This window comes from Pseudomonas bubulae, from assembly GCF_037023725.1.
GTDB classification, from domain to species: domain Bacteria; phylum Pseudomonadota; class Gammaproteobacteria; order Pseudomonadales; family Pseudomonadaceae; genus Aquipseudomonas; species Aquipseudomonas bubulae.
Map to the genome: position 1 here is coordinate 595,001 of NZ_CP146077.1, position 16,859 is coordinate 611,859.

Genomic DNA, 16,859 nt, shown 5'->3' on the forward strand with positions numbered 1-16,859 from the left:
AGTCCAGGTAGTCGCCTTCGCCACTGGTGTTCCTTCCTATATCTACGCATTTCACCGCTACACAGGAAATTCCACTACCCTCTACCATACTCTAGCTTGCCAGTTTTGGATGCAGTTCCCAGGTTGAGCCCGGGGATTTCACATTCAACTTAACAAACCACCTACGCGCGCTTTACGCCCAGTAATTCCGATTAACGCTTGCACCCTCTGTATTACCGCGGCTGCTGGCACAGAGTTAGCCGGTGCTTATTCTGTCGGTAACGTCAAGACAATCACGTATTAGGTAACTGCCCTTCCTCCCAACTTAAAGTGCTTTACAATCCGAAGACCTTCTTCACACACGCGGCATGGCTGGATCAGGCTTTCGCCCATTGTCCAATATTCCCCACTGCTGCCTCCCGTAGGAGTCTGGACCGTGTCTCAGTTCCAGTGTGACTGATCATCCTCTCAGACCAGTTACGGATCGTAGCCTTGGTGAGCCATTACCTCACCAACTAGCTAATCCGACCTAGGCTCATCTGATAGCGCAAGGCCCGAAGGTCCCCTGCTTTCTCCCGTAGGACGTATGCGGTATTAGCGTCCGTTTCCGAACGTTATCCCCCACTATCAGGCAGATTCCTAGGTATTACTCACCCGTCCGCCGCTCTCAAGAGAAGCAAGCTTCTCTCTACCGCTCGACTTGCATGTGTTAGGCCTGCCGCCAGCGTTCAATCTGAGCCATGATCAAACTCTTCAGTTCAAACATCTTTGGGTTTTTAAGAAACCCTAAACTTGGCTCAGCAATCGTTGGTTACATCTTTGATTTCTCGCGGAGTAACTTGTGATGCTGATAATCTTGTTGACTATCAGTCTGACTCCACAAGCACCCACACGAATTGCTTGATTCAATTGTTAAAGAGCGGTTGGTCAGCTATTCGCTGTACCGAGGCGCGCATTCTACAGCAGCCTCTGTTGCTGTCAAGCGGTTATTTTAAGATGTTTTCAAAGTTTCCTCTGTAACATCAACCACTTGCGCTTTCGATCTCTCGTTAGCGGGAGGCGAATTCTACAGCGTTACACGCTGCTGTCAACACCTCATTTCCTGCTTCGATGACTTGAAGCTGACACCGCCGAAAACCGTCCAACTCATTGAAACTCAAGGAGTTTTCCGTTTCGACTGCGCCGGAAGTGGGGCGAATTATAGACAGTTACAAAACTGAGTCAAGGACTAATTGAGCGACTCTATCACTTAATCCAGAAACACCCGTAATACAGCTATATAGAGGGGGCTAACGCCCCCTCTATATAGCTACACAACACCCGACCGCCTTAAAGCCTCCACCGTTGCTGCCTTCAACCCCAGTACCTGCTCCAGGACCTGCCGGGTATGCTCACCCAGCAAAGGAGGAGCATTGCGATACTCCACCGGGGTTTTGGACAACCGGATAGGGCTCGCCACTTGGGGTACCAGCCCCGCCAGCGCATGGGGCAACTGCATCGCCAACCCTCTGGCCTGAACCTGAGGATCAGCAAACACCTGCGCCAGGTCATTGATGGGCCCACAAGGCACGCCGACAGCCTCCAACTGTGCAACCCACTGAGCGGTGGTTTTAAACACCGTTGCCTGCCTGATGAGCGGTACCAGCTCCGACCGGTTCGCCACACGCAACTTGTTGGTAGCAAAACGCGGATCATCGACCCACTCCGGTCGGCCAGCTACTTCAGCAAACTTGCGGAATTGACTGTCATTTCCCACAGTAAGAATGAAGTCACCATCTGCCGTCGGAAAATCCTGATAAGGCACGATGTTTGGATGGGCATTACCCAGGCGTTGCGGAGCCACACCTGTAGTCAAATAGTTCATCGCCTGATTAGCCAAACAAGCGACCTGCACGTCCAGCAACGCCATATCTATATGCTGCCCGCCACCATCATGCTGACGATGGGCAAGGGCTGCCAGGATCGCAACCGTCGAGTAGAGCCCGGTCAAAATATCTGTCAGCGCAACACCCACCTTCACCGGCCCCGCACCCTCCTCACCCTCAGGCCGCCCGGTCAGGCTCATCAACCCACCCAGCCCCTGAACCATAAAGTCATAGCCGGCCCGCTTGGCATAAGGGCCAGTCTGACCGAACCCCGTAATCGAGCAGTAGATCAAGTCCGGATTCAATACCTTGAGCGACGCGTAGTCCAAGCCATACGCCTCCAGGCCACCCACCTTGAAGTTCTCGATCAGGATGTCGGATTTGGCTGCCAGCTCGCGAACCAGTTGCTGGCCTTGCGGCTTGGTGAAGTCAATAGTTACCGATTGCTTGTTGCGGTTGGCTGACAAGTAATAGGCAGCCTCCCCCGTACTCTCACCATAAGCATCTTTAAGGAAGGGGGGCCCCCAGGCCCGGGTGTCATCACCATTGCCCGGGCGCTCAACCTTGATTACCTCAGCCCCCAGGTCAGCCAGTATCTGCCCCGCCCACGGCCCCGCCAGCACACGAGACAAATCCAACACCCGCAAATGCGATAAAGCACCCATGAGCCGAGCTCCTGTTAATAGAACGCCTGAAGACCGGTCTGCGCACGCCCAAGGATCAAGGCATGCACATCATGCGTGCCTTCATAGGTGTTCACGACTTCCAGGTTGACCAGATGACGCGCCACGCCGAACTCATCGGAGATTCCGTTGCCACCCAGCATGTCGCGAGCCATGCGTGCGATATCCAGGGATTTGCCACACGAGTTGCGCTTCATGATCGAAGTGATCTCAACCGCCGCGGTACCCTCATCCTTCATCCGCCCCAGACGCAGGCAACCCTGCAGGGCCAGCGTAATCTCGGTCTGCATGTCAGCCAGCTTTTTCTGGATCAGCTGGGTCGCAGCCAAAGGCCGGCCAAACTGATGACGGTCAAGGGTGTACTGGCGCGCGGTGTGCCAGCAGAACTCGGCTGCGCCCAGCGCCCCCCAGGAGATGCCGTAACGAGCCGAATTAAGACAAGTAAAAGGACCTTTCAGGCCGCGCACATCCGGAAAGATGTTCTCTTGCGGCACAAATACGTTGTCCATGACGATTTCGCCGGTAATGGACGCACGCAAACCGACCTTGCCGTGAATCGCAGGTGTAGTCAGACCCTTCCAGCCTTTTTCAAGAACAAAGCCACGAATGTCGCCTTCATCGTCCTTCGCCCACACTACAAACACATCGGCGATAGGGCTGTTGGTGATCCACATCTTGCTGCCCGTCAGGCTGTAGCCACCCTCTACCGAACGCGCACGGGTAATCATCGCACCAGGGTCAGAGCCGTGGTTTGGCTCAGTCAGACCGAAGCAGCCAATCCACTCGCCAGATGCCAGCTTGGGCAGGTACTTCTGCTTCTGCGCTTCGGTACCGAACTCATTGATCGGCACCATTACCAGGGAGGACTGCACGCTCATCATTGAACGGTAGCCCGAGTCGACACGCTCCACTTCGCGGGCAATCAGGCCGTAGCTGACGTAGTTAAGGCCACTGCCGCCGTACTGCTCAGGGATCATCGCGCCCAGCAAACCGGTCTCACCCATCTCACGGAAAATTGCAGGGTCGGTCTTCTCATTGCGGAAAGCCTCAAGTACACGCGGCGCCAGTTTGTCCCGAGCAAACTGCTCGGCACTGTCGCGCACCATGCGCTCTTCTTCAGTGAGCTGCTGATCCAGCAACAGTGGATCAATCCAGTTGAAGCTTGCTTTACCCGCCATGAGAGAACCCTCGCGTAATAGATCAAATATCGTGCACTGATCCTAGGCTCCCTCTATATAGAAGGACAAACGAGGATTCGACACGATGCTGTGATAATTTCTCACTCCGTGAACCACATGAAAGCCATTTCTGACTGTATTTAGTGAGGAAGCCGTACATGCGCCGCAAGATCCCCAGCACAACCGCCCTGATCAGCTTCGAAGCGGCTGCGCGCCATGAAAGCTTTACCAAGGCCGCACAAGAGCTTTCCATCACTCAAGGGGCTATTTGCCGACAGATCGCCAGCCTGGAAGAGTTTCTGAGTGTAGAACTGTTCCGACGCTCCAAGCGTGGCGTAAAACTGACAGAAGCCGGCATCTCCTACAGTAGGCGCATTGCAATCCAACTGGATGCTGTAGAACGGGACACGCTGTCCGTCATGGGCCAACAAGGCGCCAACGTGATCGAACTGGCCGTGGTGCCCACCTTCGGCACGCAATGGCTGCTGCCCCGGCTCAAGGACTTCCAGCAACAGCACCCGGATGTCACGGTCAACCTGACCAACCGCACACGCCCTTTTCTGTTCGCAGATACCGACTTCGATGCTGCCATCTACTTCGGTGATGCTGACTGGTCCGGCACTTCGTCCTACCGCCTGATGGGAGAAAACCCGGTACCCGTGTGTAGTCCTAACCTGCTGGGCCCGCATAAGAGCCTCTCCCCGCACACCCTCGCCGAACTCCCCCTACTGCAGCAAACCACCCGCCCCTACGCCTGGCGCCAATGGTTCAACGCCCAGGACATAAATGTGCCACGCGACATGAGCGGCCCACGTTATGAGCTTTTTTCAATGCTGGCTCAGGCCGCCATGCATGAAATGGGGGTCGCCCTGATCCCGCCCTTTTTGATTCAGCGCGAATTGGCCGAAAAACGCCTGGTGATTGCCAATGACAGCAGCCTGCCCAGCACCAGGGCTTACTACCTGATGATCCCCGAACGCAAAATTGAGTCGGCTTCATTGCAGGCCTTTCGAGACTGGCTGATCAAGCAGGCCGAGGGCTACAGCCTGATTTAAAGGATCGCATCGTCCGCACGAACTATGTAGCGCAGCATAAAAAGTCACTACATATATAAGTAAATGTCGCGTTTTGACACTCGGGACTTTGGTCTAACTGGACAAACCTGCAGGCCAGTAACCACGCGGCCTACAGGGTATTTCTCAAAGTTATGCAGCGATAACCAAAAGAAATCTGAAAAAAACTCAAAAAAACGTCAAATCTTCTGTAAGCCACGTATTTAAAGGCATGCAGCCGACCATTGCGACATTCGGTCACTGCATGACTTGTAGTTTGTATCTCGTCATCCTCCATAAGTCCTTGAAGGGCAAAAAAATTGCCAGCAGAATGCCCCGCCCCACCCATACTTTTGGTGGGATCGTGCTGATCGGCCGCCCCAGTCGCACCATCCGTAGTGCGCTGGCTTTCTTATAAAAGATCACGCAGGAGATATGACGTGCACATTGGTGTTCCTCTCGAAACCCATACGGGTGAAACGCGGGTTGCTGCAACCCCGGAAACCATCAAGAAGCTGATCGGCCAAGGCCATAAAGTGACTGTTCAAAGCGGCGCCGGCGTTAATGCCAGCGTTATCGACAGTGCTTATGAAGCCGCCGGCGCAACTATTGGCAACGCTACAGATGCTTTCGGCGCAGAGCTGATTCTCAAGGTTGTCGCCCCCAGCGACAGCGAACTGGCCCTGATCAAAACCGGCACCGTGCTGATTGGCATGCTTAACCCGTTCAGCAATGAAACCATTGCCAAACTGGCCGAGCGCGGGATCACCGCCTTCTCTCTCGAAGCTGCTCCACGAACCTCTCGTGCGCAAAGTCTTGATGTGCTGTCATCCCAAGCCAATATCGCCGGCTATAAAGCCGTCCTGATCGCCGCTCACCACTATCCGCGCTTTATGCCGATGCTGATGACCGCCGCCGGTACCGTCAAAGCCGCTCGCGTGCTTATTTTGGGTGCCGGTGTTGCAGGTTTGCAGGCCATTGCCACCGCCAAGCGCCTGGGTGCCGTAATCGAAGCCAGCGATGTGCGACCTGCGGTTAAAGAGCAGATCGAATCGCTTGGAGCCAAGTTTGTCGACGTGCCTTATGAGACCGACGAAGAACGCGAGTGCGCCGTTGGCGTAGGCGGCTACGCCCGCCCGATGCCTGCCAGCTGGATGCAGCGCCAGGCACTGGCCGTGCATGAGCGCGCCAAGCAGGCTGACATCGTGATCACCACAGCCCTGATCCCGGGCCGTAAAGCCCCGGTGCTGCTAAGCGCAGAAACCGTAGCCCAGATGAAGCCGGGCTCAGTGGTCATCGATCTGGCTGCAGCCCAGGGCGGTAACTGCCCGCTGACCGTCGCCGATCAGGTCGTGGTTGAACACGGCGTAACCATCGTCGGCCACACCAACCTGCCCGCCATGGTTGCTGCGGACGCCTCGGCACTCTACGCCCGCAACCTGCTGGACTTCCTCAAGCTGGTCTTCACCTCCGAAGGGCAGTTCCAGATCAACCTTGAAGACGACATCGTCGCCGCGTGCCTGATGTGCCGCGACGGTCAAGTCGTGCGCAAAAACGGCTGAGGACAATAATAATGGAAGAGCTCATCTCCCCCGGTATCTACAACCTGATCATCTTCGTGCTGGCCATCTATGTGGGCTATCACGTGGTCTGGAACGTTACACCTGCGCTGCACACCCCGCTGATGGCCGTTACCAACGCCATCTCGGCGATCGTGATTGTAGGCGCCATGCTCGCCGCCGCGCTGACCGTTACCCCCCTGGGTAAAACTATGGGCACCCTGGCAGTCGCGCTGGCTGCCGTAAACGTATTCGGTGGATTTTTGGTCACCCGGCGCATGCTGGAAATGTTCAAGAAGAAAGCACCTAAAGCCAAAGAAGAGGTGCGCAAGCCATGAGCATGAACCTGGTTACTGTTCTGTATCTGGTTGCGTCGATCTGCTTCATTCAGGCCCTCAAAGGCCTGTCGCACCCCACCACCTCTCGTCGCGGGAACCTGTTCGGCATGCTCGGCATGGGTCTGGCGATCATCACCACGGTTGGCCTGATCTACAAGCTGGGCGCCGAGATTGCCACCGCTGGTATCGGCTACGTCATTGTTGGCCTGTTGATCGGCGGTACAGCAGGCTCGATCATGGCCAAGCGTGTCGAGATGACCAAAATGCCTGAGCTGGTTGCCTTCATGCACAGCATGATCGGCCTCGCGGCGGTATTTATTGCCATTGCAGCCGTGGTCGAACCGCAATCGCTGGGCATCGTCAAACACCTGGGCGACGCCATCCCGGCGGGCAACCGTCTGGAGCTGTTCCTGGGCGCGGCCATTGGTGCAATCACCTTCTCCGGTTCGGTGATCGCTTTCGGCAAACTCTCGGGCAAGTACAAGTTCCGCCTGTTCCAGGGTGCACCGGTACAATTCGGCGGCCAGCACAAGCTCAATCTGGTACTGGGCCTGGCCACGCTGGGCCTGGGCATCACGTTTATGCTGACCGGCAACCTCAATGCTTTCGCGCTGATGCTGGCTCTGGCGTTCGTGCTGGGTGTGCTGATCATTATCCCGATTGGCGGCGCCGACATGCCGGTGGTGGTGTCGATGCTTAATAGCTACTCGGGGTGGGCGGCTGCCGGTATCGGTTTCTCGCTGAACAACTCGATGCTGATCATTGCCGGTTCGCTGGTAGGTTCTTCGGGCGCGATCCTGTCGTACATCATGTGCAAGGCGATGAACCGTTCGTTCTTCAACGTGATCCTCGGCGGCTTTGGCGGTGCAACCGACGTCGGTGGCCCGGCCGGTGCGCAAGAGGCCCGCCCGGTGAAATCCGGCTCGGCGGACGACGCCACCTTCCTGTTGACCAACGCCGACACCGTGATCATCGTCCCGGGTTACGGCCTGGCCGTGGCACGGGCACAACACGCACTTAAAGAGCTGACGGAAAAGCTGACTCACCGCGGCGTGACCGTGAAGTACGCGATTCACCCGGTTGCGGGCCGCATGCCAGGCCATATGAACGTACTGCTGGCCGAGGCCGAAGTGCCTTACGACCAGGTGTTCGAGATGGAAGATATCAACTCCGAGTTCGGCCAGGCCGACGTGGTGCTCGTACTGGGCGCCAACGACGTGGTCAACCCGGCGGCCAAGAACGATCCAAAATCGCCGATTGCCGGCATGCCGATCCTCGAAGCCTATAAAGCCAAGACTGTCATCGTGAACAAGCGCTCAATGGCCAGCGGCTATGCCGGTCTGGATAACGAGTTGTTTTACCTGGATAAAACCATGATGGTCTTCGGTGACGCCAAGAAAGTTATTGAAGATATGGTTAAAGCTGTCGAGTAACATCGCGCACCAACGCAACATCGAGAACCCCGGCGCTCTATTGGCCGGGGTTTTTCTTTTTCCAAGGAACCCGACCAAAGGCTCTAAATCGGCCGCTGGCATTCGACCATGGTAGCGGGACGCAAGGCTCTGAAAATGAATAGACTGCGCCTCTTGCTTCCGTTGCCCGAGATAACAATCCATGTACCGTGAACGTATTCGCCTGAACTCCCTGCACGATAAGGTCATGAGCGCCGAAGAAGCCGCCGCCCTTATCCATGACGGCATGACTGTCGGCATGAGCGGTTTTACCCGTGCCGGCGAAGCCAAAGCCGTCCCCCAGGCCCTGGCCGAGCGGGCCAAGAAGTCGCCGCTGAAAATCACCCTGATGACCGGCGCCAGCCTGGGCAACGACCTCGACAAGCAACTGACGGAAGCCGGCGTATTGGCCCGTCGCATGCCGTTCCAGGTAGACAGCACTCTGCGCAAGGCGATCAACGCCGGTGAAGTGATGTTTATCGACCAGCATTTGTCCGAAACCGTTGAGCAGTTGCGCAACAATCAGCTCAAGCTGCCGGACATTGCAGTTATTGAAGCAGTGGCCATTACCGAACAAGGTCATATTGTTCCGACGACATCCGTGGGCAACTCCGCCAGCTTCGCGATTTTCGCCAAGCAAGTGATCGTCGAGATCAACCTGGCGCATAACCCGAACCTGGAAGGTCTGCACGACATCTATATTCCGACCTACCGTCCGACGCGTACACCGATCCCGCTGGTGAAGGTCGACGATCGTATCGGCAGCACCGCAATCCCGATCCCGGCGGAAAAAATCGTCGCCATCGTGATCACCAACAAGCCGGACTCGCCATCCACCGTGTCCGAGCCGGACAGCGAAACCGACGGTATCGCCTTTCATCTGATCAACTTCCTTAAAGCCGAAGTTGAAGCCGGGCGCATGACCAACAAGCTCGGCCCGCTGCAAGCCGGTATCGGCAACATCGCCAACGCGGTGATGTGCGGCCTGATCGACTCGCCGTTCGAAGACCTGACCATGTACTCCGAAGTACTGCAGGATTCGACCTTCGACCTGATCGACGCGGGCAAGATGAGCTTCGCTTCGGGCAGCTCCATCACCCTGTCGGAGCGTCGCAACTCGGACGTATTTGGCAATCTGGAGCGCTACAAGGACAAACTGGTCCTGCGCCCGCAGGAGATTTCCAACCACCCTGAAGTGGTTCGTCGCCTGGGTATCATCGGCATCAACACCGCCCTGGAGTTCGACATCTACGGCAACGTCAACTCCACTCACGTGTGCGGCACGCGGATGATGAACGGCATTGGCGGTTCGGGTGACTTTGCCCGCAACGCGCACTTGGCGATCTTCGTGACCAAATCCATTGCCAAGGCGGGTGCGATCTCCAGCGTGGTGCCAATGGTCAGCCACGTTGACCACACCGAACATGACGTCGACATCCTGGTTACCGAACAGGGTCTGGCCGACCTGCGTGGCCTGGCCCCGCGTGAGCGCGCACGGGTCATTATCGACAACTGTGTGCACCCGGACTTCCGTGAAGCTCTCAATGACTACTTCGCCAAGGCCTGTGCGATTGGCGGCCACACCCCGCACATCCTGCGCGAAGCCCTGAGCTGGCATATCAACCTGGAAGAAACCGGGAAAATGCTGCCGTAACCCGCGAGCTAGACAGCCGCTGACGTAAATACTGTTACGTCAGCGGCTTTTTTATGCCTTATATTTCAAAAACTGTACTGCTGTACTGGTCATTTCCCACCCGTAACACTCACTTTGACTCACCTTCGGGCCAATTTCGCACCACTTAGGTGCGGACAGGTACAGTTGAGTCTATTTGTGCCCGTACAGCGTGCATAAACAGTTAACTGGCCCATCGCAATACAGCCGAACTGTATCTAGAGACCCTGGACAAAGAGGAGGATCATTGGCATCAGTTAAACCACTAGCCAATGCCGCCACAAGCGGAAGGATGTCACCATGGAACGTACACTCAGTTCCGAACTGTTCAGCGAAAGCAGCACTGTAAACTCCCAGGCTTCCATGCCTTTGCGCGTACTTGCCAACCTGATGTTGTGGCAGCGCCGCATCTCCAGCCGCCATCAACTGGCTCGCCTGGACTCGCGTCTTCTGGCTGATGCCGGGATTAGCGAAGCACAGCGTTACGAAGAGCTGAGCAAGCCGTTCTGGCGCTGATTAGCGCTCGCTGGCCCTGACCACCGGTCCACCGCCAGCAACCTGAATTGAAAAAACAAAGCCCGTCGCGGATTACCGCTGACGGGTTTTGTCGTTTTAGGGCCGAGTTTTGCCCACTTGCAAAGTGACAAGTACAGTTTTAAATTAATTGAAATACCACAGGTACAGTTTGCCTGATACCTGATTCAGAGCACCCTGATACGCGCTTCGGACAAAACAACCTTTGCCTGAAGCAACCCTGAGCCTACTATTCGGCCCATAACCGTCTATTTTCATTAGTTCATGTTCAGGAGTATTACCATGCCCACTCTTCGCCTACTTAGTGCCGCAGTTCTGCTGGCTGTTGCTGCAAGCGCCAACGCCACGAGCTTCATCGCCACCACCGATGGCATCGTGGGTACGCTCAAAGCCACCACCGACCTGACATCGGATGCTACCGGCTCGTTTCGTGACAACAAGATCGTGCGCGCAGCCCGTGACGACGCTGCCAGCTTTGTGGCCAGCGAAGGCGCCATCCGTGGCGTGAAACTGGAAAGCGCCTTCGATGCCATCCGCCAGCAAGCACCACAGCTGCAGGCCACCGATGCACAGCTGGCCCAGGCGATCCTGACGATCTGATCGGGGTCAGCACTCTGTGAGAGCGGGCTTGCTCGCGATTCAGGCGCCCTGATTTCTCAGGTAAACCGCGCCGATACAATCGCGAGCAAGCCCGCTCCCACATATACCGTGCAGGCATGAAAAAAATTTCAACAACACCCCCACGCTGGCCCTGCCCCGGCCATTACGCTAGCCTTGGCGCTCATTCAAACAGCCTCGAGACCCATGCGTTTTTCCTTATTAGCTCTGCTTGCACTCTGCTGGACTCAATCAGCCAACGCCTTCGACCTGACCACGCAAAATGTGGTGCTCAGTGGTTATGTCACCAGTAAAGTGACGTCCGCGCCTTTTGATCACAAACTGATACGTGCCGCCCAGGATGATGCCGCCGTCTTTATTGCCAGTGATGGCCAGACGCGAGGCGCACAGCTGGAGTCTGCCCTGCGTTATCTGCGCCAGAACCAGCCAAAATTGAGTGCCAGCGACCTTGAACTGGCACAGACAATTCTCGTCCAATAAATACCCGCTTTTTCTGGAGAAAATTCATGCGTAGCCCTTTGATTGTCGCCACTCTTGGCCTTTTGCTGCTTGCCGATGTGGCACAGGCACAGACCGTCGTGCAGACCAGTAACATCATCGTGCGTGCTTTTGGCCGCACCATCGATTTTACGTCCGATACAACTACCTCCATCCGTGACTCTAAAGTAGTGCGCGAAGCCCACGACGACGCCGCCACTTTCGTTGCCAGCCAAGGCGATATTCGCGGCGTACAACTGGAGGCGGCCTTCAGCACCTTGCGCGACCGCGTGCCTGAAGCCCGTAACGCCAGCGATCACGACCTCGCCGAAGCCATACTCGCACTGTGAGGCCGTTAACGCGCTGGCTCGCCGCCTGTGGCCTGCTGCTGATTGCCAGCAGCGCCCAGGCCGCGCTGCATCTGCAACTCAAGACCGAGGGCCTGAGCCCGGCCGAGCAACAGGCCAGCCAAGCCCTGCTTGATGAAGCCATGCAGAGACTGCCACCGCGTTTTATCGAACAACTGGACCGGCAAGTCCTGGTGGGGTGGACCGATGACATGCCCGCCAACGCTTACGGCCAGGCTTCGCTGACCTCCGAGCTGGACCTTAATCGCAAGCTGCTGGCCGGGCTGACCGATGGTTCCGCTGCCAGCCTGCAGACCAACCGCCCCCACGGCACTGCGCGCCGGGAGATGCTCGCCACCGTCTTGCACGAACTGACACACCTATATGACCGTGCCCGCCTCTGGCCCGCGGACGAGCGCACGCTGATACGCCGCTGCACCCGCCAAAACAGCAACACGGGGCTGATTGGCCTGCCCGACCAATGCCGCGGGCAAGCCGGACGCCGCTTCACCCTCAGCGATGACCCGCGTCTGCTTGATCTGGCCGGCTGGCAGCAATACGTGGGGCGCCGGGGCGAGCGCGAGCAAGACAATCATCAGGTGGTGCGCAGCCCGGACCTGTACGAAGTCAGCAGCCCCAAGGAGTTTGTCGCAGTCAACATGGAGTATTTCCTCCTCGACCCGGCTTACGCCTGCCGCCGCCCGGCACTGTATCGCTACTACCAGCAGCATTTCGGCTGGGCGCCTGCCGCCAGAGACGAATGCCCGAAGGGTTTTGCCTTCCTCAATGCCGGCAACGATTTCGCCAAACAGCCACTGGGTACCGTCGATCCCGAGCGGGTCTACGCCGTCGACTACCTGCTGGCTGAGGCCAATCAGGAATGGGCCAGCCGCTGGGGCCATAGCATGTTGCGCCTGGTGATCTGTGCCCCGGGCCGCCCACGCGGGCCGGACTGCCGACTCGACCTGCAAGAACACTTAGTGTTGTCCTACCGGGCATTCGTCAATGACGTACAGCTCTCAAGCTGGGACGGCCTGACAGGCGCTTACCCATCGCGCCTTTTCGTATTGCCGCTGGCCCAGGTAATTGACGAATACACTAAAACCGAACTGCGCAGCCTGGCTTCCGTGCCGCTCAAACTGAGCCGCCCTGAAATCGAAGAAGTGGTTGAACACGCCGCCGAGATGCACTGGAGCTATGACGGCGACTACTACTTCATCTCCAATAACTGTGCGGTTGAAACCCTCAAACTGCTGCGCAGCGGCAGCGACAATGCCCGGCTCAAAGGCCTGGACAGCATTGTGCCCAATGGTTTGCTCGAAGTGCTCAAGGCTCGCGGGCTGGCCGATACCAGCGTGCTGGAGGATCCCAAAGAGGCGTTGCGCCTGGGTTATCGCTTCGACTCCTACCGTGATCGCTACCAGGCGATGTTTGATGTTCTCAAAACCCGCTTGCCGATCAAGCAAACCACAGTCGAAGACTGGCTGGCCCTTGATGCAGCAGAACGCCGCCCATGGCTTGAGCAAGCCGATCTGCGCGCCAGTGCGGCATTGTTGCTGCTGGAACAAGCCAGCTTTCGTCGGCAACTGCTGTTGGCACAGGATGAGGTCAAGCAAAAGTACCTGGGCGCACGCCAGCTCAAGGATGGCGGTATGGACAAAGCCAACAAGACCCTGCAGGAAATTCTTGCCAGCAGCGGTTTTCTCAGCCGCCCGGCAGAATTGCTCGGCAGCGACGGCTACGGCTTGCCGCAAACCAGGGAGTGGGAAAAGCTCGAATCAGAAAGCAGCCAGCGCCAGCAGCAGCTACTGCGTCTGACCACTGATCTGGACAAGGAGGTGCGCAGCCTGCTGGAGCCTGCCCGTGCAGCCGAAATTGCAGCCACCGAAGCCAACGTCAAACTGATCGGCGAACATCTACGGACAATCCACAAGGCATCCGGCGGTTTGCAGCTGCCCTGACCGAACTAAAGTTCGGTTGACAAGCCCTATCATTCTGCCACTATTCCGCGATGGAAAGTGGCACCGCGCCATTATTCGGCACTGATCAATGCCGTTGGCCACACCATCGTTTGAGTCACACCCTCTCATTTGTGAAGTGCTTGCCATAACCCCGGCAGGGACTGGCATGCACCGTTTACAGGTATCGGCAGGATTATATGGAGATAGCCAGAAACGACCGCACCTCTGTCTGGACGCTAGGCGACCAGGAGTGGCTGCAAGCAGATGACGGTACATTCTCTCTGCACCAGGTCGCTGGTACCAAGCCCCCGGCCGAGCTGGTTGATCTGGATTATCTGGTCGGGGCAACACCCGCGCCTGATACCTCTCCCGGCAACTACCTGCCTGCTGCATTCGCGTTTTGCCCCAGCACAGGCAAAGAACTGCCGAAGGTCGCCTACCAGACAACTACCCGCTGGCTACCGCCTTATGGCGATGGCAGTGGCTCTCGCGTGATCAATGAGCGCTGCAAACTGTCCTCGGCCGAGGAGATCAGCTCGCGCTTGTACAGCCAGTTGCTCGATACCCGCCAGGGTGACCTGAACAGTCGCAAGCTGATTATTGAGTTGCCTCGCAAGAACGGCCTCAACTTCCTCGCCGCCAACCTCGGCGGGCATCGCGAAGCCCTGTACGCACTAAGCCGCGAAGGCAGCTTGTTCCTGTGGCAAAGAGGCTCGGGAAAGTGGCTTGAGTTACTGCCAAAGAGCGAACCCATCGGTCGCTCTCGCCTGGAAAGCTGGGCCTGGTCGGTCGCCCTTCACGTGGACGAAAACCAGCAGCACCTGTTGCTCTCCAGCGATAGCGGAGCGACGTTAGTCAGTGTCGACCCACTCACACTGCGTTACCAAACCTTGCGCGACGACGGCAGCCCGCTGGCCGGCCCTGGCACGCTGGAAGGCCAGTCTTATTTGCCTCAGCTCAAGAGCGGCCACGTTTGCATCGTCAACCCTGCCAGCCTCTACGGGTGGGACCGTTGCCTGGTTGAAGGCGCTGACCATGAGCGCATGACCCGGCTCTCGGCGCCGATTCTCGACGCAGCCTCCCGTCGCCTGTTGTGGATCGGTGAACACGGCTACCTCAGCCTGACCCAAGGCAGCGAACTCAAGGCCCAATGGCATCCGTGGCCCAACAACGCCACCGCCCATCCCGAGCAAGGGCCACCGTTTCTGGACGGCAGGGGCCTGTGGCAGCTGATCTTCGATGCCAACGGTCAGCATTACCTGCAACTGGATCCGGGTGCTACCGACCTGCCGATGCCCATCAAGGGGTATCGCCTGAGCACCGGGCATTTGAGCTTTAAATACAACATCCGGCTTGAGTTGCCCTGGGGCGAACACGACGAGAATATCGAGCCCACCACCCGTGAAGTGGTGCAGCCCTTCATCGAATTCGCCACGCAAAAGCGACTTCTCTCAATGCGGGCCCAGCAGTCCAGTACGCTGGAAACCTTTTTCGACAGCCGCCAGCCAATGGACGTTGATTATTGCTTCGAGCAGATTGGTGATCAGCGCTTTTCGATCAGTGCCCGCGCCAGCGAACCCTGGAATGCCCAGTGGTTCTTTTTTGATAACGCAATGTGGCTGTATATCGACTCATGCGGAGCGCTTTACCGATGGAATGCTTGACCTTCTGGCTGCGCCGCTGCCTGTTGCTCTCCCTCGTACTTGCCAGCAGCGTGGCCAGCGCAGAGCCTCTGCGCCAGGTATTCCTGGTACAAAATTCAGGCTGGATGGAGCCGTTCTACAGCGATCCGTCATCGCCGTTCAAGTCGATGGTCACCCAACTGGTGGGCACTGCTGCCGGCAGGGCAGAAGTCGTCATTGGCGGGTTCAACCAGGCTGACAGTCAGCACCCTTCGCCCGAGTGGATCTATCGCGGCCCGGCCAACCACGCTGCACTGCCCAACTACGTCAATGGCTTGAAGCTGGAGCGCAAAGCCAGCGGTGCCTATGCCGACACGGATTTCAAAGAGGCTTTGCTGGCCTCAATCACCACCGGGCTGGAAGGTCGCGAGGGTATTGTCTGGATCATCACCAACAATAAAAACAGCCCGAACAACAGCAGCGAAACCCAGGCCAAAAACCGCGAATTCTACGACCTGTTGCATAGCGAAGCAGCTATCACCCGGATTGCCGCCTTCCCGCAGAAAATGCCGGTCAAAGGCCCCAACTACGAAGCCAACGGGTTGATGATCTACGCTCTGGCCTATGGTCAAAAAGCCGGCGTGGCACTGGAGCAGGTGCTCAATCAGCCTGCCCTCGCCAGCTTGCTTAAAGATGACCGGGTACGGCTAAAGCCGTTGACCCAGGCTGCCGTGCGCTTTATTCCTACCGGTGTTGAAGACACTCAGGACGTGAGTGCCGAACTGGCCCCCGACCAGCAAACGGTCATCCTCAATATCAACGTCGACAGCTCGCCGAAAACGGCAGTGCTGCTGGGCAAATTCGAAAACCAGTTCAACCCTTACCAGATTCATGACGCGAAAATAGGCATGACCCTGGACATGCCGGGCGAAGCCCTGAACTCGAATATATCGCTGGACCGCCTGACAGACCTCGAGCCAGGCGCCCGCTCCGACGAGCTGAAGATCAGCCTGCAACTGCCGCCCCTGCCATCGCAATGGTCCAGCGATGTGATCTTTTCCAGCGGTTACCAACGCGCCGGCAGCATCAGCATCAACCTCAGCGAGCAACAACTGCGTATCTCCCAGGGGTTCATTGCACGCATGAATGAACTGTTCCCCGGTGACGCCCTGCCTGACGTATTTATCCCCTCCGGTGAAGCCACTACTTCCGAGACCCGTCTGCCGGTTGTGCTGAAAATCAGCTACCCGCTCGGTCCGGTGCTCATGCTGCTGGGGCTGTTTATTCTGCTCTTGATTGGCGCCCTGCTGGCTGCCTTGCTGATTGCAGGCAAAAAGACCCTGACCGTGATCGTCGAAGGTGTGCCCCAGTCTTATCCGCTCAAGCCCTTCAGCAGTGCCGGCGTATACGATTCAAACCAGAACAGGGTCGCGACCCTCAAGCGCGCCCTGTTTGGTGCCCGCCTGGAAAATATCCAGCCCGATACCGCCGTACGACTCAAGTAACCCCACACGCATAGCAAG

General features: G+C 57.3%; 14 protein-coding genes and 1 rRNA gene (1 of these 15 cut by a window edge). 12 read left to right on the forward strand and 3 right to left on the reverse strand.

Going from position 1 to position 16,859, the window contains the following annotated elements:
- The 3 genes from V6L81_RS02725 to V6L81_RS02735 form a co-directional block, all read right to left on the reverse strand.
- A 16S ribosomal RNA gene (locus V6L81_RS02725) occupies positions 1–739 on the reverse strand (it extends 798 nt beyond the left edge of the window).
- Positions 740–1,288: 549 nt separating this feature from the next.
- Positions 1,289–2,509: a CaiB/BaiF CoA-transferase family protein gene (locus tag V6L81_RS02730; protein ID WP_094999505.1), complete on the reverse strand. Its 1,221-nt coding sequence runs from the start codon at positions 2,507–2,509 to the stop codon at positions 1,289–1,291.
- A 14-nt stretch (positions 2,510–2,523) separates the two neighbouring features.
- Positions 2,524–3,705 (reverse strand): acyl-CoA dehydrogenase, encoded by a 1,182-nt coding sequence (locus V6L81_RS02735; protein ID WP_094999506.1) that lies wholly within the window; start codon positions 3,703–3,705, stop codon positions 2,524–2,526.
- A gap of 158 nt (positions 3,706–3,863) precedes the next feature.
- Here V6L81_RS02735 and V6L81_RS02740 point away from each other — a divergent pair, with 158 nt between their 5' ends.
- The 12 genes from V6L81_RS02740 to V6L81_RS02795 all read left to right on the forward strand — a co-directional run bounded on the left by V6L81_RS02740 (position 3,864) and on the right by V6L81_RS02795 (position 16,841).
- Positions 3,864–4,760, forward strand: coding sequence for a LysR family transcriptional regulator (locus tag V6L81_RS02740; protein WP_095017960.1), 897 nt, complete (start codon positions 3,864–3,866; stop codon positions 4,758–4,760).
- A gap of 437 nt (positions 4,761–5,197) precedes the next feature.
- Positions 5,198–6,319 (forward strand): Re/Si-specific NAD(P)(+) transhydrogenase subunit alpha, encoded by a 1,122-nt coding sequence (locus V6L81_RS02745; protein ID WP_094999508.1) that lies wholly within the window; start codon positions 5,198–5,200, stop codon positions 6,317–6,319.
- An 11-nt stretch (positions 6,320–6,330) separates the two neighbouring features.
- Positions 6,331–6,654: an NAD(P) transhydrogenase subunit alpha gene (locus tag V6L81_RS02750; RefSeq protein WP_003438157.1), complete on the forward strand. Its 324-nt coding sequence runs from the start codon at positions 6,331–6,333 to the stop codon at positions 6,652–6,654.
- Complete coding sequence (locus V6L81_RS02755) at positions 6,651–8,087, forward strand: NAD(P)(+) transhydrogenase (Re/Si-specific) subunit beta (RefSeq protein WP_150629145.1); 1,437 nt, start codon at positions 6,651–6,653, stop codon at positions 8,085–8,087. Before V6L81_RS02750 ends, V6L81_RS02755 begins: the two co-directional genes overlap by 4 nt.
- A gap of 181 nt (positions 8,088–8,268) precedes the next feature.
- On the forward strand, positions 8,269–9,759 hold the full coding sequence (locus V6L81_RS02760; protein WP_338660464.1) for an acetyl-CoA hydrolase/transferase family protein: 1,491 nt from the start codon (positions 8,269–8,271) through the stop codon (positions 9,757–9,759).
- A gap of 318 nt (positions 9,760–10,077) precedes the next feature.
- On the forward strand, positions 10,078–10,293 hold the full coding sequence (locus tag V6L81_RS02765) for a DUF1127 domain-containing protein (RefSeq protein ID WP_094999511.1): 216 nt from the start codon (positions 10,078–10,080) through the stop codon (positions 10,291–10,293).
- Between the two features lie 300 nt (positions 10,294–10,593).
- Complete coding sequence (locus V6L81_RS02770; protein WP_094999512.1) at positions 10,594–10,911, forward strand: DUF2388 domain-containing protein; 318 nt, start codon at positions 10,594–10,596, stop codon at positions 10,909–10,911.
- Positions 10,912–11,115: 204 nt separating this feature from the next.
- The gene (locus tag V6L81_RS02775; RefSeq protein WP_094999513.1) at positions 11,116–11,409 is read left to right on the forward strand and encodes a DUF2388 domain-containing protein; all 294 of its coding nucleotides are present in this window, start codon (positions 11,116–11,118) and stop codon (positions 11,407–11,409) included.
- A 26-nt stretch (positions 11,410–11,435) separates the two neighbouring features.
- Positions 11,436–11,756: a DUF2388 domain-containing protein gene (locus tag V6L81_RS02780; protein WP_016782951.1), complete on the forward strand. Its 321-nt coding sequence runs from the start codon at positions 11,436–11,438 to the stop codon at positions 11,754–11,756.
- Complete coding sequence (locus V6L81_RS02785; RefSeq protein ID WP_338660465.1) at positions 11,753–13,714, forward strand: DUF4105 domain-containing protein; 1,962 nt, start codon at positions 11,753–11,755, stop codon at positions 13,712–13,714. Before V6L81_RS02780 ends, V6L81_RS02785 begins: the two co-directional genes overlap by 4 nt.
- 197 nt (positions 13,715–13,911) lie before the next feature.
- Positions 13,912–15,378 carry a hypothetical protein gene (locus V6L81_RS02790; protein WP_095038449.1) on the forward strand — a complete coding sequence of 489 codons (1,467 nt, stop codon included), beginning with the start codon at positions 13,912–13,914 and terminating at the stop codon, positions 15,376–15,378.
- Positions 15,366–16,841 carry a hypothetical protein gene (locus V6L81_RS02795; RefSeq protein WP_338660466.1) on the forward strand — a complete coding sequence of 492 codons (1,476 nt, stop codon included), beginning with the start codon at positions 15,366–15,368 and terminating at the stop codon, positions 16,839–16,841. The genes V6L81_RS02790 and V6L81_RS02795 overlap by 13 nt, the downstream gene beginning before the upstream one ends.
- Positions 16,842–16,859 lie beyond the last annotated feature (18 nt).